Here is an 18,786-nt window from a genome sequence, read left to right as displayed (position 1 = left end):
AGCGTATACACATAATCGAGCACATACGAAGAAGCCCGGCAATCGCCGGGCTTGTTCTGTTTTATGAGCTTCAAAGTCTGTTTAAGTTTGAACTTTGTGTGGGCGATGAACCTTAAGCTTCAGTGCCTTGAATCTTCTCTAATTCAGCGATAGTCGTTTGCGATACAAGCTGACCGTCCATGTAATAGGTAACGTTTTGACCGTCTTTGATACCCGTTAGAGTCGCTGTTTCACCAGACGTATAGACGATGTCCATTTGAATCGTGTTTTCGTCGATCTTAATCATCTCACCCGTTTCAATGGTGCGATTGTTAGAAATTGGGCCGATAGGGGCTTCTTTCAGGCTTGGGTCTAGGTCGTCGTTCACTTCGAAGTGTGTATCTGTTTTTGTATCAAATACGTGTGGCGAGCCACTGATTGGGTTTTTACCTGTCCAAAATTCAAGTGAGTTGAATACGACATAGTCGGCTGCGGTTGTAATACCGTACACAGGTGCTAATAAGAAGTTTACACCTGCACGAGCATAGCGGTTATCGACAACTTCAATGTTAAATTTCATCACTTTCCCTGTTACGGCGTTGCTGCCGATACAACCAGTTAGCGCAGAAGCCAAAACCGTTAGTCCTACAATTTTAAGTGCAATCTTTTTCATTTTAGTACCTGTATAAGTTAGAAGTCTGTTTTGTTGGAACAGGTGTAGTATGGTTTTTATTCGATTCAGAGTTTTACCATTTAACGCCACTGGCGATAGAAAATTGGTTATGTACTTTAGGCATCACAAGCTAGATCTAGAAAAACGGACATAGAAAAGCTGGCTACAAAAATCGGAGCATAAAAAAAGCGCGACCTAATAGGGCGCGCTTTTGAGTATTTAGATAAGTCGTAATGAAAACAACGACTCCAATACAGAATTACTTCATCACGTAGGTATAAGCCGATACGACAAGCCAGCGGAAAAATCGAAATAAAAGGGTAGTGGCTTTAAAGGCAAATTTGGTAATTGATAGCATTGCTTCTGCACCAATGGTCACGCACTTATGCAAATCGGATTCTTTATATTCTGAATAGGTCATGTGTTTTCTCATTTCTCGCGGTTGTCTTTCATATGTAAGTAATGACTCCTGTCTGGCGATGTACCCTGTGCAACTAATGTACGAATATTCATCGATAGAAACTTACCATTTAGTGCCAAATAGTGTGAAAACCAGCCAAAAGATAAAGGGTAGAGAGAAATTAAGTACGTACCTAGGTTTAACTCATCAAGTTACCTAAAAACTGTGACTAATAATGGTATGATCGTGGGTTCAGCACCATAAGTGATAAAAGAATAGGAAACAGAATGACTCACCTTACCGATCAGCAAGAAGCTGCAATGGCGACGTTTAAGGAAAACTTACACCTTCCAAATGGTGGTTTTCATAAACTGATTATCGAGCTAAGTAAGGAATATCAGCTGCCTTTCCAAAAGGTGCGTGCGGTTTTGAAGAAAGCTCAAAAAGACGTCGAACGTCAAATACGCGAAGATTTTGCGAGTATCGATGATGGGGTTCTTAGCCAAGAGAATTGGGTGAACATTATTAAGTCGAAGCTTGTTGAGTTAGCGGAAGAAAACCAAACGGTCATGGATAAGCTGCAACAAAATCTGAAGTATCAAAAAGTGTTGTCGGCAACCAATGGTTCAATCGCAAGTGAAGACGAACGTGATGAGTTGATTGAAGAATTGATTCAAGCTTATGAAAAAGAGGTATTCAAACCTTTACTGGCGATGCTGCATACAACAAAGCTGTATTGGAAATTAATGCTGGTGGATGAGACATGTAAGATGAATGAGGAGAATCGTGAGAAATTCAGTGATTACCCTCAACACATGCAAGCTGCAGAACACTTATATACTCTTGATCAGAAGTTAAGGTCGATGCCGTTAACTTATTAGTCCATGAGTGCACTGATAATGACTCATTGGTGATTCAGAGTTTGATATAAGTTGGTTTCAATAGAAGTACGATAACCTAGCTAGCGTTAGCCGCGTGTGAAATGCAAAAAGGGCTAGGTTTCTGTTCTGTTTTACTTCTACTCTATTTTGTTCTGCTAGAGCGAATTGAGGGTGACATCTTTTACATCTTTGGGACTAAACGGTGTTTCTTTTTGTAGCCTATGGGAAATGCTATAGGAGTGTGAAATGTCCTAGGGTGTTTCCGTTGCCTGAAACAATAGTTCCGATGCTTTCTCGTTCATTAAATTCAAAGTCGATGAGATAACTGTGATGTTGTAGCTTGGGCAATATGTGGCGGTGGAGTATATCGCTATTGAGCTGTCGAATCTCTGTGACCCATGAAATTTCTTCTTTGTGTAAGTCTATTTTAATCTTGAGCATTTATTACCTTTTAGTTTATTGACTGATTTGTCGCGTGATAGTTGGTACCAATGGGTTTGTCGTGTTGTTCTGCGTGACATAACTGTGCCTTGTGTTTATTACATTTATATTTAAGTGATCGATCTATTTTGACTTCGCTAACAAAAGAGTGAATGACGATAGATCGGTAGTGAGGATCGAATTTAAAAGCTATTGAATGACTATCTAGGTGAAAGCTGACGCAGAGATGGTGTAACGAGGAAATCGAGAACTGTCTTTGAGGAACTTGGACTTACTTTAGCATTAACAGCTCTATAGATTAGAGCCAGGTGGCGAACTATACGCCTAGTATTTAAAATTACAACCCTATTTTAAATTAAATTCAAAAATATTTTTGAGTGATTTTCCGTCGCTTATTGAGAGTTAAATGAGCGAAGGACAGGTAATTCACCATGATACCTGACCGATGTTTGGCTTTGCACCGCTTCGTGTTCTTTGTCATTAGTGGTTTTATTTACTCAGCTAATTTATTGGTTGTTAAGTCTCTGTTATATATAATTTTTACATTGTAAATTGCAATTCGTAACTCTGAGGTTTAGCGTTGTGATTAGGAGATTGAACGTCGTAATTCTGTGATTTAGCTTTGTAATTACAGGGGGGGGGCACTTTTCCCCATCAGTTTATTCTTCAGATTGATGATCATTTTCCTCTGCACGTCCTTTTGCTATTTCTGATTCCTAATATCTCTCCTACGCATAATATGAATACTCACTTTTACATTTCTGAATAATAAAGTTGTTGTGTCTCCAGTTTAACGCAAATATAATTGATAATAGTTCTCACTTGCGTTACGGGTTTGTTATCAAAGTAATGACAGACTTTAAATTATCGTTATTTAGCCGTTGTGTACGCCTCATGCTCACCTATGAGTAATGTGACTTTCATTGTCATGAGTGGTGGTTAGTATCAATGGCAAAGGAAGAAACATGAAGAAAACAATCAATTCAGTTCGCCAGTTGTTAAGCGGACTTGCCATCGTTCTTGCATCATCATTCCTGATGACCGCTCAAGCGAAAACCGTGACCATTGAACACGTAAAGGGCACGGCGCAGTTTACTGAAGTACCACAGCGCGTTGTAGTACTTGGCTTTGGTAGCTTGGATGTGCTTGATCAAATTGGTGTACAGCCAGTTGGTGCGCCTCATAGCTTGCTGCCTGATTACCTAGCTTCGTACAAAGAAACGACAGCAAATACAGGATCATTGAGTGAACCTGATTTTGAAGCTATCTACATGTTGAAGCCTGACATCATTATCGCGGAAAACCGCATGCTTAAGGTTTACGACAAGCTGGCACAAATCGCTCCAACGGTCATGTTCTCTATTGAAGGTGATAAATACTGGGCTGATGCTCAGCAAAACTGGCGCGCGCTAGGTGACATCTTTGGTAAGCAAGCTGAAGTAGAAGCGATCATTAAAGAGACTCAAGGTTCAATCACTGCTGTAAATGACAAAGTAGCGTCTGACGAAACTTCAGCAATGATGCTAATGAACAACGGTAACAACATCGCGATGTTTAACAAAGGCAGCCGTTTCTCAATCATCTTTGATGACTTTGGTTTCGTGGAGTCAAAGAGTGCAACAGTGGCTCCAATTAAAGGGACTCACGGCAACCTAATCTCGTTCGAATACATTGCTGACGCAAAACCTGAAGTGCTTTACGTTCTTGACCGCGAAAAAGCGATTGGCAAATCAGAAGGTCGCGCACAACAGCTGTTTGATAACCCATTAGTTGCGGCGACACCTGCGGCGCAGCAAGGCAACATCGTTTACCTTGATTCAAGTGCTTGGTATTTGGCTGGTGGTGGCGTGACAGCGATTCACCGAATGTTAGGTGATATCGAGCGTACGATTCAATAGTTACTAATCATCAGATTTTCGGGCTTATAAGAGCGTTCTTATAAGCCCTTTTTCACTTTTCATACGGACTCAAAGAGCCCTACCTTTAGTATTATTTCTATGTTGAAACCCATTGCCGCTGCTGTATTTCTTGTTGTGTTATGCGTTATGTCATTGATGATTGGAGTCGCTGAGATCAGTTTTAGCGACTTCTTCAATGGCAACCAACACGCCAACTCTATTTATGTTGTTAGTCGAATCCCTCGATTGTTCGCGATTGTGCTTGCCGGTGCGGGCTTGAGTGTCGCTGGCTTGATCATGCAACAGATCGTGCAGAATAAGTTTGCCGCGCCTTCGACTATGGGCACCATTGACTGCGCCATGCTTGGGTACATAGTCGGTATTCTAGTGCTAGGTAATGCAGCGCAATGGAGCTACTTAGGTTTCATTTTCGCGTTTGCGGTTTTCGGAACCATGCTATTGGTCCGTTTTCTACAACACCTGAAGTTCAAGAATGCGGTGTTGGTGCCTTTGATTGGCATCATGTATGGCAACGTTGTTTCGTCTCTAACAACCTTTATTGCTTATAAGTACGACTTAGTACAAACCATGTCGGCATGGACAATGGCGAACTTTGCGAGTGTGTTGCAAGGCAGCTATGAAATTCTTTACCTCGCAGTGCCTGCTTGTATATTGGCTTACTACTTCGCGAGTCAGTTCAGTGCGGCGAGCATTGGCGAGAGCTTTGCAAAAAACATCGGCCTGAATTACCAGAAGATCGTTTTCATTGGTGTTGCGTTGGTGGCTATCTGTGCTTCTTCTGTAGTGATGATTGTTGGTGTCATCCCTTTCCTTGGCCTTATCGTGCCAAACATTGTATCCCTGATGATGGGCGACAACATGAAGAAGATCCTACCTTGGACAGCCTATTGGGGCGTTATCTTGGTGTTGGCTTGTGACCTGTTAGCTCGAATCGTCATCTTCCCTTATGAGATTCCAATCTCGATGGTAATCAGCATCTTCGGTGGCTTGATTTTTATCTACCTAATCATGAGAGACAAGTCGAATGCGTGATTCAGTAAAAATTGCGATTCTGGCCATCGCGTCTTTGTGTATGGCGGCAGTATTTGTGGGCCAGGGACTTACGTGGGATAACTATGAGTTCTTCTTGTCTCTAAGACTACCCAAACTGCTGTCGATCGTGTTGGCTGCGGTGGCTATTTCAGCATCGTCATTGGTGTTTCAAACTATAACTAATAATCGAATTTTAACGCCTTCAATCCTGGGCTTTGACAGTTTGTACATGTTGGTTCAAACGTCACTTTTGTTTGTCTTGGGTGGTACCAGCTTTTGGGTGATTGATTCAATCGCGAACTTCTCATTGTCTGTCTCTGTAATGATCTTGTTTTCATTTGCTCTGTTCCATTTTTACTTTAAGAGCAAGCGAAACAACGTATTTACACTGCTGCTGATTGGTATTGTGTGTGGCAGCGTATTCTCTAGCCTTTCAAACTTCCTTGCGATGTTGATTGATCCGAACGAATTTGCGGTGCTGCAGAATGTGATGTTCGCAAGCTTTAATAACGTGAAAGGAGAACTGGTTTACCTAAGCCTAATTCCATTGGGTTTGAGCTTGCTTGGCCTGTGGCTGTTGGCTCCTAAGCTGGATGTACTTTGGCTTGGTGTTGATAACGCGACAAGCTTGGGCGTAAACACCAAGCGACTGACTCAGATTACCTTAGTGATTGTGTCAGTGATGGTCGCGGTATCTACGGCTCTGGTGGGCCCTGTGCTGTTCTTTGGTTTGATCACCGTTAGCTTAGCGCGTCAGATATTCAGATCTTATCAGCATCGTGTGCTTATCATCGCAAGTAGCTTGTTAGCGATCGTTCTATTGGTTTCTGGCCAATGGTTTATTGAAAAAGTGATGTCATTTGAAACCACTGTGAGTGTGATCATTAACTTGGTCGGCGGTTTGTATTTTATGTTCTTGTTGTTACGCACCAGAATTCAGTAAAGGTAGTAAGTAGTGATTAAATTAACAGGTTTGAGTAAGAAGTATGGCAAGACACTTGTAGTGGATGATGCCAGTGCCATGTTCCCGAAAGGGGAAGTGACTTCTATCATTGGCCCAAATGGTGCGGGTAAAAGTACGCTGCTTTCTATGGCGAGTCGCTTAACCGAAAGTGATGCGGGCGAGGTCGTTATTGGCGATAAGTTACTGGCTGAATGGGATACCAAAGAACTAGCGAAGCACCTTGCCGTCTTAAGACAATCAAACAACATCAATATGCGCTTTACGATTCGTGAGTTGGTTTGTTTTGGTCGTTTTCCGCATTCCCAAGGTCGCTTGAAAGACGAAGATCATAAAGTCGTTGATACGGCGTTAGAGCACCTTGGTATTACCGATATTCAAAACAAATACTTAGATGAGCTCAGTGGCGGTCAGCGTCAAATGGCGTTTATCGCGATGGTTGTGGCACAAGATACCGACTATGTGTTCTTAGACGAGCCACTAAACAACCTAGATATTAAACACTCTGTGGAGATCATGCAGACGCTGCGTCGTTTAGCGCATGAGTTTAATAAAGCGGTAGTGATCGTGATTCACGACATCAACTTCGCTTCTTGCTATTCAGATAACATTGTTGCGATGAAAAAAGGCCAAGTGGTTAAGTCGGGTAAGGTTTCGGAGGTTGTTGAAAAATCAGTGATGGAATCGATCTACGAAATCCCATTTGAGATTCGTGAGTTCGATGGTGTTCGAATCTGTATGTATTATTCTGGTCGTTAGGTTGCTGAGTCGATAGATTGTTCTAGTTTCGAATGCCGATATGGACATCCATCTAGCGACCAAAATGAACACTAAGGTGAGTTACTCGATGAATTGTATAAAGTTTGTACGACGAGTTTCTGACATGCATATCAACTCACCGTTAGTTTGATGTCACTCGAAGATCTACCCTTCATTTTTAACAAACATTTGTCTTTTTCATGTTGAGAGGTACGAAAAGCCATCTACACTATGATTATAACTGTTTGATTTTTATATGAGGTATCAATGAGTCGTAAGCCTATAGTGTTAGTCGTGGATGACACCCCGAGCAACTTGGACGTGTTAACTGCAATACTCAAAGATACTTATCAAGTAAAGGTCGCGATTAATGGCACCATCGGTATCAAAATAGCTAAGATGGTTCCTCAGCCAGATCTCATCCTCCTAGATATCATGATGCCTGACATTGATGGTTACGAGGTATGTCGTCAGCTGAAAGCTCAGCCAAATACGGCACATATACCGATCATATTCGTTACCGCGAAGATTGGCCCTGAAGCTGAAGTGAAAGGCTTGTCCTTAGGTGCTGTTGATTATTTAACGAAGCCAATTACACCTGAAATTGCACTACAACGTGTAAAAACCCATATTGCTCTTTATGACCAGCAACGTGCGTTGTTTAGTCAGGTGAAAGAGAAAACTCAAGAGATCAATCTGGGTAAGCTAGAGACCCTTAACATATTGGGTAGGGCGGCTGAATTTAAAGATAATGAAACCGGCATGCATGTAATGCGTATGAGCCATTATTGCGAAATATTAGCCAAGGCGTTAGGCATGACAGACGAAGACGCTGAAACCCTGCGTGACGCGGCTCCAATGCATGATATTGGCAAGATTGGTATTCCAGATAGTGTGTTACTCAAGCCTGGTAAATTGGACGTCGACGAATGGACCATCATGCAGAAGCATGTCGAGTATGGTGTTGAGATCCTTGGAAGACAGAGCGATTCCAAGTTGATGCGAATGGCTATTCAAGTCGCGCAGTATCATCATGAAAAATGGGATGGCAGTGGTTATCCAAACCAGATCGCGGGTGAAGAAATTCCTTTAGTAGGAAGAATTGCTGCGGTGGCTGATGTATTTGATGCACTGACGGCAGAGCGTCCTTATAAAAAAGCGTGGAGTGTCGATGAAGCGCTCGCTTTGTTTGAAGAGCAAAAAGGCAAACACTTTGACCCTAGAATTGTCGATTTACTGTTTGAAAACCTACCTCAAATATTAAGTATCAAAGAGAAGTTTAAAGATGAGTGAGCGCTTAATGTCGTCGCTATATCGTTTTGTTGTTTCTCTTGTGCTCGTGCTATTTGTGTGGCAACTGCTTATTCGTAGTGCTCATGCTGATGAAGCGACGGACGCCCAACTAAACCAGTGGTTAGCAGATAAGCCAACCGTAACTTTTATTACCCTTACCGACCATTACCCATATTCCTTTATTGATGATGACGGACAAGTGTCTGGGATCATAAAAGATTGGGCATTAGACCTTGAGAATAGGTTTGGTGTTCATGCTCGATTTATCAGCGTGGGATCTCGTGTTGAGGCGAAAGAAGCCTTGTTAGATGGGCGAGGAGATATCTTCCCATTTCAGCAATTTGACCCTAGTGAAGGTGGACGGTTTCTTGCGAGTGAACCGTATATTCCTTATCAGGTTGCTGTGATTGTTCCTATTGACAATAAGATTGATACTAACTTAGATCAAAATCATAAGCGTCGTATTGCCATGGTTAATGAAAACATTGATTTGGAGCGCGCAGGAGTGAGGTTGAGCTCTGTTGAGAGAGTCGACTTTGAAAATGTTATTGATGCGGTACGAGCTTTAGGGGAAGGCGATGTTGAAGGCATTGTAGGTGAGCCAATCACCACCATGGATCTGGCAAAAAAAATTGGTGTTCATGATTTAGCGGTCAATTATGTTCTGGAGCACTGGAAAAGGTTAGAAGCATCAATGGTGGTCCGAACCGATGAAACAGAGCTGCTGACGCTAATAAACAAGCAGATTGAAACCTTCGATGTGGACAATAAGAACCAGATTCTATCAAAGTGGTTAGACAGTTCTCCTTATCGAGTGCCATTAAAGGGCGTATTCGGCTTTGGTAACCCTCCGTATATGTACCCAGACAGCACCGCAGTCGGGCTAGAACACGACATTCTTCAGCGTGCACTTAATGATATGGGATATAAGCTAGGTGACGTTGTCACTCTTCCTCCTAGCGCCGCTAGAAAGGCCATCGATAACAATAATTCTATAGCCTTTGTTTCTGGTGTTCAGTTTGATGATCCTAATGTGCACTTTTTAAGTGATAACGTTCTTAATGTTGAGTTTGTTCCTGTTTCACTCGCTCGACGCAAACTTAACCTCCAATCCCAAAAAGAGTTGTCATTGGGGGCGCTACTGTTTGACGAGACCTCCCCAATTAAAAACTCTGTTGAAGTATTGAAGGGCAAGTTAGACATTGATCGTGTCGAAGACTACGAAGATCTTGAATCGGCATTCTCACAGCTTAGGGCTCAAAATGTTGACCTGTTAATGGTTGAACGCAGAGTACTGGAATGGTTTATCACCAATACTCGTTTTATCGAAATGGCAGAGCTAACGTTACATGACGATTATAAGATTGAGTATCCGATCTATGTTGACTTTAAGAGTGAAGAAATCAGAGATAGTTTCAATGCCGCGATTAAAAGGCTTAAGCAGGCGGATGACGGCTTAAACCAAATTATCGAGATGCAGGTGCAGAGTGATTTAAGCCAAGTCCTTAAAAAAGCGAATATTATCGCGCAAATATCTGCGTATTTTATCGTCAATGACCGCTTTGAAGAGTTGATGGAAGTGTTTGAAATTTTCGACACGGACAGTTCTTTTCAGGTGATCACCGCACAAGCGGATAACAATAGTCGCCCGATCAAATCTTGGTACATAGGCAACCTAGTTGATGAATATGGAGAGAAGAAAAATACCTCTCACTTTTCATCAGTCACCAAGGTGGCGAATTATAGAACCAAGGGAGGGAGTACCAACTCTGGTTCGATGACTTTCTATTTTGATACTAAATCACTAGAACGAAACCACGTTTATTTTCCTGCGGTCGAGCAGTTTGATTCGTTTGGTGAATCGGCCAAACGCTATATCGCAGATGTGTATCAAGCAAACAATTTAATTGGCGAGATTTTAAATTTAAGCCCAAAAGAAAGACAATGGATCAAAGATAACCCAGATGTGAGGATAGGTATCGATCCAAACTCTCTCCCTTATGAGGCGGTATCAAATACCGGAGAGTATATCGGGATGATTGACGATTATTTAACGCTTATTGAGCAAAAAACAGGGTTAAGTATTAACCATGTAAACGTTGAAAGTTGGTCTGAGACTCGAAGCTTGGTTGATCATCATGAGGTGGATCTGGTCTCTGCTGCTCAAGAAAATCGCTCGTTAGGGGATAACGTCAAAGCAGCTAAAAGCTTGTTTTCAAGTCGTTTGGCCATTGCATCGAGAAGAGACGTTAGTAGCTTGGTACTTGAAGAAGCTGATGGTTGGAAAATCGGCATCTTGAAGAATGCGGCAAATACTAACGCGATTTTAGATAAGTACCCGAAAGTTGAATGGGTAAAGGTAGATTCTACGGAAGACGGGCTCAACAGATTAGATAATAAAACCTTAGATGGCATGATCGATACGGTCGATGTCCTCAACTATCTCATTGACTCATTTGGTCACCGAGAGATTGGAATTATCGGTCGACTCGATTTTTTCCTCTCACCAACTTTACATGTCACCAAGTCTCAACCTTTGCTTTTTACTATTGTAAATAAAGCGATTGAGGGTATTTCTGCTGAAGACCATCAGAAAATCTCCGCAAAGTGGGCGGCACCAAAGGCAATAGAAAGAGTTGATTACGAGTTGGTTTACACCATCTCGGCTTTTTCTTTGATCATTGTGTTACTTATTGTTTTTTGGAATCGAAAGCTCGCTAAGCAGATCAGCATCGCCAATGATGCAACAGAGGCGCTTAAGAAAGCTCAGGAGCAACTTTACAATATGTTGAATAGCTCTCCAATTGCCGCTGCTGTTGTACTTGAGGAGAAGGCTCGTTATGCAAACGACACTGCGAAGCGCTTATTTGGGGTTGAAGATCGAGAACTGTCCTCTATCGATGTCGTTTCTATTCACGACTCTTTAGATGTCCGTGACGCAATACATAATGAGCTTAGCCTCAATGGTAAGGTTGAAAACAGAGAGTTGGTACTTAGGAAGTCTGATGGTACTCGCTTTGTTGCGTTAGTCAGTTACTATTTGTTTGAGTTGGATGGTGAAGTAGCCACGCTATTCTGGGCATTCGATATCTCTGAGATGAAGCACCTTAACGAACAATTGGAAGAAGAGAAAAAGAGAGCCGATTTGGCGAGCCAAGCTAAATCTGAGTTCCTAGCCAATATGAGCCATGAGATAAGAACACCAATGAATGCCATTATTGGCTTGTCTTATCTGGCTATTGGCGAAATATCTAATCCTGTCGCTCGAAATTATATCGAAAAAGTGCATCGTTCAGGTCATTCGTTACTCAGCATAATCAATGACATCCTTGATTTCTCTAAGATAGAAGCAGGGCAACTTGTTATTGATAACATCCCGTTTGACCCCGTGACGACCTTTAATGATGTGATTGAGCTGATGGAGTCGAAAGCGGCTGAGAAGCAACTCAATTTGTCGATGGTTATAGATCCGGAGTTAGACTCGTCGTTGCGAGGTGACCCATTGAGGTTGTTCCAAGTCATTCTTAACCTTGTTGGTAACGCGATTAAGTTTACCGAAAAAGGCAGCGTGGTATTAACGGTGGACCTTGTCGAGTCTAACGATAACAGCCTAACCATGAAGGTGAGTGTGATGGATACCGGGATAGGCATCTCGGATGAGAATCTGCATAAGCTGTTTGAAGCCTTTAGCCAAGCGGATAGCACAACGACCCGTCGGTTTGGTGGTACGGGGCTTGGGCTTAACATTAGCCAGAAATTAGTGCACGCGATGGGCAGTCAAATTACTGTGGAGAGTGTTTACGGGCAGGGCAGTGAGTTCTCATTTGTGCTGACATTGCCACGAGTAAGCGCGGATGAGTTAGCCGACTTTAAAGCCCAAGAGCTGCAGTTGGATTATCAGGTTGAGTTCAAAGGGCAAAGAGTACTATTGGTTGAAGACAATGAGCTGAACCAAGATCTAGCCTTAGCATTTTTCAGTCGTTCTAAATTGAATGCGGATCTTGCTGAAAACGGAAAGGAAGCGCTGGAATTAGCTCAAAATAACGACTACGAGATAATCTTTATGGATCTTCAAATGCCGATTATGGATGGCTTTGAAGCAACCCGTTTGATTCGCGAGTTTGATACAGATGTACCGATTGTTGCAATGTCGGCCAATGTGTTTGCCGATGCGAAACAACGAGCGAGGAAAGCGGGTGTAACCGACTTCTTGGATAAGCCAATTGTTATTGATAAAGCGATGTCTTTGATTACGAGGTACATTGTTCCTGAGGTGCTAGTAGAAGGTCGAGCGCCATCTGACTCGTCTTCACATACGAAACAGACTGTTGATTCTAATGAGAGTGCGGTATTAAGCTCTGATGCCTCAATTGAGCCACCTATTTTCTCTCAGTCGAGATTTGAGCAACTGACTTATCATGATGTGAGACTGCAAGCCAAGATGCTTAATAGGTTCTGCCAAGGCGCGCCAGATACGATGTCGGAAGCTTCAGATAACTTAGTACAAGGCGATTGGGAAACGTTAGAGCGTAATCTTCATACTTTAAAAAGTATGGCTGCTTCGATTGGTGGATTACGATTAGCTGAACGACTCAGTGATTTAGAACACAAGGCTCATAATAAGGCGTGTAATGAGCAGGATCTTAAACAAGGTGAACTTGAGCTAGTTGAGCTGATTAAAGAGCTCAAGAGCAGCTTTGATATGCCTTGCGCTGAAGACGCTGATGCGGCATGTACTCAGGAAACCGAGCTAAGTAGTGATGAAGCATTAGATTCACCTCTTATCACGCAAGAGCAGCGCACTAAATTGTTATCACTGCTCGAGGCTTATGATAACGATGCAACTCAATATGTGACTGAGTTACAGGCACAGTACCCGCACTCTGTTGTTCTTAAAGATGTTCGAAGTGCGTTAGATAATTACGACTTTGAAGGAGCTAAAGAGGGGCTTGGCGCTTCTGAGTAGCGGTCTTTTATAAATATCACTTCAACATTAAAGCCTTTAGCTCTTACAGCGAAATAACCAACTAGCTAAAGGCTTTAAGTCTATTTGTACCGAACTAATTACTGACGTTTTGTTTGATTAGCTCGATCACTGTGTTGTATCTGTGTGGTAGTTTTCGGTTCCGCTTCTGAACCAAATACAGTGTTTCTTCAACTTCCACTTTTGGCGGGACAACATACAACTTATCGCGTTCTGGAAAATGCTCTACAGCGCCCGCAGGTAAAACCGTAAACCCAAGCCCTTTCGATACTGGCAGCAAGATCTGGTGAAGCTGATTGATGTAGCCAGATCTTGGTATTTCATTAACGTTGATGTTCGCGAGATCCTTGTCTCCACACAGATCGAAATACAAAGACAGGTAGTGAGCAGAATCTGGATGCGCAATAAGGCCAATGTCGTGCAGTACTTGTGGTGTTATCTCTAAGTGAGCCAGACTGCTGTGAACGATGAGGCAGAGTGCTTCTTTACCAATGACTTGGCTCTGATAGTAACTGTCGTTTGGGGAGTGCCTAACAATGCCGATATCGGTGGTGCCTTGGATCAGGTCATTCAATATCTTTTTGTTTGGAGCCGCTTCTAAGTTAATGCTCAGATCTTGGTGTTGCTGCTGAAGTTCAAGAAGCTTGGGGTACAGACGTAAAGAGAGTGAACCAGAGCAAGACAGGTGACATTGTCCAGCATAAGGATTATCAAAACTCAGAGATTCGAATAAATCTTCTTGGTCTTTTTCTAGCTTGAGCGCATAGCGATACATAATCCGACCCTGTTCGGTCAGCTCGAAGCTTTTATTTTCCCGAGATAGCAGGTCACAATTGCAAGCTTGTTCAAGCTTCTTGATGTGCTGGCTCACTCCTGGTTGTGTCATGTACAACTTTTCTGCGGTTTGGGTGAAATGTCCAACTTCAACCAGAGTCTTAAATGTATTGAGCCAAAGTGGATTAATCATACTCACCTTTAAATTCCGTAGCTCATAAATCAAAGAGCTTCTAAGTAGCAAAGCTCATGAACAACAAAGCTTATGAATAACAAAAAATTATTATTATCTTAAGTCATGATAATTTCAACGTTCAGAACGTCAAGCCGAGAAGAACACGGTATCTTTGGTGGAATATTGTTCGAGTTATCAAGAGAATGGCCATTTACTTGAATTCATCACACGTAACAAAGTGTTGCGACTCTGTTGGATTTTTGGTCTAGTGACCCACTGTGCTCATATTTAGGAACGAAGATGAATAGAAATGTTTGGCTGCTCTCACTGTGTCAGGCCTTATTGATGACAGGGAATATATTACTGATCTCGGTGATTGGCTTGATAGGCAAGCAGATTGCACCCAGTGTCAGCATGATTACTCTGCCTGTTGCCTTACAGTTTTTGGGCTTAATGGCAGCCACCATTCCTGCATCTTTAATTTCAGGCAAGTTAGGGAGAAAGCGAGGATTTAGTATCGGTAATGTTGTGGGTATTACCGGAGCAAGCCTTGCTACTTACGCGTTATCTCAGCAACATTTCTATCTGTTTTGCTTCGCCACATTTTTGCTCGGGATAGGTATAGGTTTTGGTACGCTTTATCGCTTCGCTGCAATTGAAGTGTGCGACGAAAACGCGCGACACCGTGCGATTTCAATATCAATGGCTGGTGGAGTATTGGCGGCGGTACTCGGGCCTAACTTAGCGATCATGTCTCAACAATGGTCAGAAGATGGCTTGTACATCGGTGCTTTTGCTTCGCTGATCGGCTTGAACATCTTAGCTTTAGCCTTGTTACAAACAATTCAGTTTCCTAAGGTCTCTTTTAATCGTCAGGCTCCCAAAGCCGATCCTTTAAGTGTGATCGTTAAAGCGCCGAACTTTATTGGTGCTGTGTTTGCGGCCATGGTTGCTTACGCCGTAATGAACATTTTGATGACTGCAACGCCATTGGCGATGATTGGTTGCGGATTCGATTTTACTAAGGCTGCTGGTGTCATTGAGTGGCACGTGTTGGGTATGTTTGTACCTGCTTTCTTTACGGGTTCCCTCATCGAGAAGTTCGGCTCAAGAATGATGATCCTTGCGGGTGGTGTGTTATTTGTGGTGAGCATTGCCATCAATATCCATGGCGTATCAATTTGGCACTTTAGGGCGGCGTTGGTGGTACTTGGAGTAGGTTGGAACTTTATGTTCATCGCTGCAACAGGGTTGTTTAGCCAGTCTTACCAGCCTCAAAATAAAGCTAAGGCGCAAGCATTTAATGAATTCGTTGTGTTTGGTTGTGTCACCGTTACGGCATTGCTTTCTGGTTGGCTAGAATCGACCGCAGGGTGGCAGAACCTAAATATCTACGTATTACCATTCGTGTTAGCGGTTATCTTACTGTTCGCGTTCAGCGCACGTAAATCACGTATTCAAAAGCAGCCTGTATAACGAGTATCGAGTGTGAATCAGTAAATCTATTGCTGCGAGCAAATTACGATTCCTTGGAATACAGACAAATAAAAAGCCCTACCATGTCGGTAGGGCTTTTGCTTACGGCTTAAATAATAACGTTTTCTTAAAACTGCTGTCTTGGCTTATATCCTATGACAACAGTACTTAAGCTTGGTTTATCAGTACGCACGTTATTGGCGACGTACTTGTTTCAATGACTTGAGGTTGGAGCAACTTACAGGTCGACCATAATGGTCTTCGTCGTAATCCCGCCTTGGTCATCGATTATCTTCAAGGTCACCTCGTGTTTTCCGTATGAAGGGAAGATAGAAGTGAATGTGCGACCTCGTTTTACTTTTCCATTTGGAAGCGTCCACTCGGTATCAACAATACGACCATCACTGTCTGAACTTGTTGACCACATGGTTACCCAGCGTCCCAAGTGGATGTACTTCGCGCTTGCTTCCGGTAGGGCGTTTGGAGATGCAACACTCACTACAGAACTGAATGAACCAGTGGCACCTTTGTCGTCAACAACGGTCAAGCTAACCGTGTATTCACCGGCTTGCTCGTAAGACCAAGTAGGTGCCACTTCGTTGCTTGTTGTGCCGTTACCAAAGTCCCATAGATAACTGATGATCTCACCATCTTGATCAGAACTGAAGTTACGTGAAGAAACGTTCAGGCCAGTAACATTGAGCTCGAAGTTCGCAGTAGGGGCGACGTTGTGTTGGCTTACTTTAGATAAGCGCACCACACCGTATTCGTTGTCGTTACTCTGATTCAAAATATCAACGGCTAAGCCAAACTGCGTCAGGATACGTCCTGAATCAGGCGCTTGAGGAGACGTGTAGTCTTGGTCGTCAGAGAAGCTAGCGTTACCAAGCAAACTGGTATCTTCAAGTACATCATTGTCGCTGTTCACAAGACGCATTGGGGTATGATCTTTGAGTGAGAACGCAGCATCTCGAACTTGGTAGCGTGTTTGAGCAATTTCGCCTGAGTTTTCCCATACCATGGCGTTTTGGTCTGCGTCTACAACACCTAACCAACCTTCACCTGGGTGCTTGCCAACCCAGTTATCGGTAAGAGATTCGTCTACATACCAAATGATCAGACCCGGATCGAATGACATCAATTGACCCATGCGTTTGATGTTAGCTAGGCCTTCATCAACGTCCATGTGGCTGCGCCATTGCAGTAGGTAGTAGTGCTGAGCTTGATGGAATCCATTACTCAGTTTGTAGCCATTAAGGGCGAAGGTGGAGTTGTTTTCACCATCGTCTATCTCAGTCACTTCACCATCGACAACCACAGTAAGGTTATCCAGATAGAAACCTTCCATCGCCAAGCCACCATCTGTGATGTACTCAAACGAAAGCTCTACTTCTTGGCCTGTCCATTGTGAAACGTCAAACTCAGCATCAATCCAACCGCCAGACTCACCGCCAATAGCAGGAACGAGGCCAGTATTGTATGGGTCATCTATTGAGGTGATGTTGCCAGCTATTGCTTGCCCGTTGATTAGCACGCGCGCAAAGTCGTAATCTTTCTCAATCTCATACCAAGTTTTGAACGAAAGCAGTGCAGAATCACCGGCTGGAATCACCAACTTACGTGTCATGCTGTTTTTCAGGTCATCGCCTTTTTGAGAGTGGAACGAATACTCACCAGCAAACGGTTTTAAACCTTCGATCTGTTTTTCAGGAAGATCCACTTTAATCATGTTCGGACGGCTGTTATCCGTGGTTTGGAACAGCGTATAAACCTGTGGGTTGTCTTCTAGGTCATCAATCGAGATTTGATCATCGTTAATCCAACGACCGCCAATCGATTTTTGTAAGAAGTGTTTTGCCCAAGAGCTGAATGCTGTTGGTTGTGTGCCACCGATTTGACCAGCCCAGCTGCCTGAGGACATGATTGACCAGTAAGATACTGGTTCACCCTTGCCTGTGTATTGTGTGTCGTATTCGTCTGGCAGACCTAAATCATGGCCATACTCGTGAGCACAGACACCCGCTGCCGCGTCAATCGGTTGAATGGTGTAATCAAATGCTGCGTATTGGCCACCAAAGCGGTCAGGAAGAGAGCTAGAGGTGCCTTCAAGTACATGTGTGCGACCAAGGTTGAATCGGTGAGACCAGATAGCATCTGGGCCTAATACGCCACCACCGGCTTCTTCGCCAACAGATGCGTGGAACACCATTAGGTGATCAATCACACCATCCGGTTCACGGAAGTTTCCGTCACCGTCGTAATCGTAACGATCTTCGATATCGTAATCGGCTAGGTTGATACTAGGATCTTGAGCCAATTGATTCAGCGCTTCGCGAACCAGTTCTTGTGCGTTGAGATCGTTGTCGGTCGTCGGGGAATTACCACCATAGAATGACGCAGGCTTAGAGGCGCGATACCAACCAGCCGCTTGACCTGCAACGCTGTAACTGTCACCCGATTCGCTTTGGTAATACTGACGCATCGAGATTAGGTTTTCGCCGTTTGGCCCTGTGTAGCCAGAGTTTGAAAACAGCAACTCTTGATAATGTTCTGGGTTGTAGCTCTCGTAGAGCATTTGGGTGTGCTCTTCGGTCAGCTTGTTGTCATCCCAGTTTAAATCAGGGAAATCGACCAATAGAGCGAGTACTTTATCTGTACGCTTGGTGCCGACTTCCAAAGCGAAGACACTCGCTTTTTTAACGCCAGACCCTTTTTCGATGGCTTTGAGTATTTTCGCTCGTTGTTCTAGTGCTTTTTTACCGAATTGAGCATCGCCTTTAAAACCGGAATTGATCTTATTTTTCAAGTAACGGTCAAGAGCATCGTGTTTTGCAGCATCGGTTGCATCTTGATCGACTAAGCCTTGTCTAACTAGCATTTCGATAAGTTTGTCTTCATTAACAACGCCTAAATCAATAGGTGTTTTTGCATAACTACTGACGCTAAATAGAGTAAGCATTGCTGAAGCCAACAATGTTTTTCTCATCATTTTCATTATATTTCCTTTTTATATTTCCATGTCGATATCAGTATCAACTG

General features: G+C 43.2%; 13 protein-coding genes. 8 read left to right on the top strand and 5 right to left on the bottom strand.

The features are described 5' to 3' along the window. Positions 1-112: 112 nt before the first annotated feature. Positions 113-652 (bottom strand): DUF3332 domain-containing protein, encoded by a 540-nt coding sequence (locus FTW16_RS09280; protein WP_146490805.1) that lies wholly within the window; start codon positions 650-652, stop codon positions 113-115. A 259-nt stretch (positions 653-911) separates the two neighbouring features. Continuing rightward, a complete protein-coding gene (locus FTW16_RS24480; RefSeq protein WP_186728045.1) occupies positions 912-1,073 on the bottom strand; it encodes a hypothetical protein in 162 nt (53 codons plus the stop codon). A 266-nt stretch (positions 1,074-1,339) separates the two neighbouring features. On the opposite strand from FTW16_RS24480, the gene FTW16_RS09275 reads away from it, so the two are divergent. Further along, positions 1,340-1,933 (top strand): hypothetical protein, encoded by a 594-nt coding sequence (locus tag FTW16_RS09275; protein ID WP_146490804.1) that lies wholly within the window; start codon positions 1,340-1,342, stop codon positions 1,931-1,933. Positions 1,934-2,164: 231 nt separating this feature from the next. Here the strand turns inward: FTW16_RS09275 and FTW16_RS09270 are convergent, their stop codons facing one another. Continuing rightward, positions 2,165-2,374: a hypothetical protein gene (locus FTW16_RS09270; protein WP_004731601.1), complete on the bottom strand. Its 210-nt coding sequence runs from the start codon at positions 2,372-2,374 to the stop codon at positions 2,165-2,167. A 965-nt stretch (positions 2,375-3,339) separates the two neighbouring features. Here FTW16_RS09270 and FTW16_RS09265 point away from each other — a divergent pair. The 6 genes from FTW16_RS09265 to FTW16_RS09240 all read left to right on the top strand — a co-directional run bounded on the left by FTW16_RS09265 (position 3,340) and on the right by FTW16_RS09240 (position 13,304). After that, a complete protein-coding gene (locus FTW16_RS09265) occupies positions 3,340-4,272 on the top strand; it encodes a siderophore ABC transporter substrate-binding protein (protein ID WP_146490803.1) in 933 nt (310 codons plus the stop codon). A gap of 99 nt (positions 4,273-4,371) precedes the next feature. Beyond that, the gene (locus tag FTW16_RS09260) at positions 4,372-5,325 is read left to right on the top strand and encodes an ABC transporter permease (RefSeq protein WP_146490802.1); all 954 of its coding nucleotides are present in this window, start codon (positions 4,372-4,374) and stop codon (positions 5,323-5,325) included. Beyond that, positions 5,318-6,268, top strand: coding sequence for an iron chelate uptake ABC transporter family permease subunit (locus FTW16_RS09255; protein WP_146490801.1), 951 nt, complete (start codon positions 5,318-5,320; stop codon positions 6,266-6,268). Before FTW16_RS09260 ends, FTW16_RS09255 begins: the two co-directional genes overlap by 8 nt. Before the next feature lie 12 nt (positions 6,269-6,280). Next, on the top strand, positions 6,281-7,045 hold the full coding sequence (locus tag FTW16_RS09250) for an ABC transporter ATP-binding protein (RefSeq protein WP_102513311.1): 765 nt from the start codon (positions 6,281-6,283) through the stop codon (positions 7,043-7,045). A 267-nt stretch (positions 7,046-7,312) separates the two neighbouring features. Next, positions 7,313-8,338, top strand: a complete 1,026-nt coding sequence (locus FTW16_RS09245) for an HD-GYP domain-containing protein (RefSeq protein WP_146490800.1) — start codon at positions 7,313-7,315, stop codon at positions 8,336-8,338. Next, positions 8,331-13,304 (top strand): ATP-binding protein, encoded by a 4,974-nt coding sequence (locus tag FTW16_RS09240; RefSeq protein WP_146490799.1) that lies wholly within the window; start codon positions 8,331-8,333, stop codon positions 13,302-13,304. The genes FTW16_RS09245 and FTW16_RS09240 overlap by 8 nt, the downstream gene beginning before the upstream one ends. A 94-nt stretch (positions 13,305-13,398) precedes the next feature. On the opposite strand, the gene FTW16_RS09235 is transcribed toward FTW16_RS09240, so the two are convergent. Further along, entirely contained in the window at positions 13,399-14,289 is an 891-nt protein-coding gene (locus FTW16_RS09235) for a LysR family transcriptional regulator (RefSeq protein WP_146490883.1), read from the bottom strand. A gap of 282 nt (positions 14,290-14,571) precedes the next feature. On the opposite strand from FTW16_RS09235, the gene FTW16_RS09230 reads away from it, so the two are divergent. Further along, a complete protein-coding gene (locus tag FTW16_RS09230) occupies positions 14,572-15,747 on the top strand; it encodes an MFS transporter (RefSeq protein ID WP_146490798.1) in 1,176 nt (391 codons plus the stop codon). Between the two features lie 238 nt (positions 15,748-15,985). On the opposite strand, the gene FTW16_RS09225 is transcribed toward FTW16_RS09230, so the two are convergent. After that, positions 15,986-18,742, bottom strand: coding sequence for an immune inhibitor A domain-containing protein (locus FTW16_RS09225; RefSeq protein ID WP_146490797.1), 2,757 nt, complete (start codon positions 18,740-18,742; stop codon positions 15,986-15,988). Between the last annotated feature and the right edge of the window lie 44 nt (positions 18,743-18,786).

Origin of the sequence: Vibrio sp. T20 (genome assembly GCF_007858795.1) — a bacterium.
Taxonomy (GTDB): domain Bacteria; phylum Pseudomonadota; class Gammaproteobacteria; order Enterobacterales; family Vibrionaceae; genus Vibrio; species Vibrio satsumensis.
The sequence above is the reverse complement of the archived record's forward strand: the minus strand, read 5'-3'. Positions and strand labels throughout refer to the sequence as shown.

Coding starts and splice junctions, on each gene's coding strand:
- FTW16_RS24480 (WP_186728045.1), bottom strand. CDS start 1,073: ATGACCTATTCAGAATATAAAGAATCCGATTTGCATAAGTGCGTGACC.
- FTW16_RS09265 (WP_146490803.1), top strand. CDS start 3,340: ATGAAGAAAACAATCAATTCAGTTCGCCAGTTGTTAAGCGGACTTGCC.
- FTW16_RS09240 (WP_146490799.1), top strand. CDS start 8,331: ATGAGTGAGCGCTTAATGTCGTCGCTATATCGTTTTGTTGTTTCTCTT.
- FTW16_RS09270 (WP_004731601.1), bottom strand. CDS start 2,374: ATGCTCAAGATTAAAATAGACTTACACAAAGAAGAAATTTCATGGGTC.
- FTW16_RS09245 (WP_146490800.1), top strand. CDS start 7,313: ATGAGTCGTAAGCCTATAGTGTTAGTCGTGGATGACACCCCGAGCAAC.
- FTW16_RS09225 (WP_146490797.1), bottom strand. CDS start 18,742: ATGAAAATGATGAGAAAAACATTGTTGGCTTCAGCAATGCTTACTCTA.
- FTW16_RS09230 (WP_146490798.1), top strand. CDS start 14,572: ATGAATAGAAATGTTTGGCTGCTCTCACTGTGTCAGGCCTTATTGATG.
- FTW16_RS09260 (WP_146490802.1), top strand. CDS start 4,372: ATGTTGAAACCCATTGCCGCTGCTGTATTTCTTGTTGTGTTATGCGTT.
- FTW16_RS09235 (WP_146490883.1), bottom strand. CDS start 14,289: ATGATTAATCCACTTTGGCTCAATACATTTAAGACTCTGGTTGAAGTT.
- FTW16_RS09280 (WP_146490805.1), bottom strand. CDS start 652: ATGAAAAAGATTGCACTTAAAATTGTAGGACTAACGGTTTTGGCTTCT.
- FTW16_RS09255 (WP_146490801.1), top strand. CDS start 5,318: ATGCGTGATTCAGTAAAAATTGCGATTCTGGCCATCGCGTCTTTGTGT.
- FTW16_RS09275 (WP_146490804.1), top strand. CDS start 1,340: ATGACTCACCTTACCGATCAGCAAGAAGCTGCAATGGCGACGTTTAAG.